We start from the raw sequence: 401 nt of genomic DNA on the forward strand, positions 1-401 counted from the left end.
TACCAATRTAATCATAAAAAGCTARTTTTTCRGGAATTTTMGMCCAAGCTTCTGATAAACTTTGATTTTCRGCYAGTCCAGCACTAAYTCTTCGATATATTTCTTGYTGRAAGTATCCCTGATCCCATTKATAACGAGTRGGACCAAATAATTCGATSGGRGTAGTTGCWGAACCATACCACATAGTTCCAGCAACAACAAAAGCWGCAAAAAAGACAGCAGCRATACTACTGGAAAGKACGGTTTCAATATTGCCCATACGTAATCCTTTGTATAGACGTTGAGGCGGACGAACACTAAGATGGAATAGGCCCGCTAATATACCCAACGTCCCTGCTGCAATATGATGAGAGGCTATTCCTCCCGGAACAAAAGGGTCAAAACCCTCCACGCCCCACGCC

At 42.8% G+C, this 401-nt stretch carries 1 protein-coding gene; it reads right to left on the reverse strand.

Going from position 1 to position 401, the window contains the following annotated elements:
* The coding region (locus DZ860_RS25385; RefSeq protein WP_500691425.1) for a hypothetical protein at nt 1–391 on the reverse strand (391 nt) is incomplete at its 3' end.
* Nucleotides 392–401 lie beyond the last annotated feature (10 nt).

Source organism: Vibrio sinensis (assembly GCF_003605645.1).
In the GTDB taxonomy this organism is placed as follows: Bacteria; Pseudomonadota; Gammaproteobacteria; order Enterobacterales; family Vibrionaceae; genus Vibrio; species Vibrio sinensis.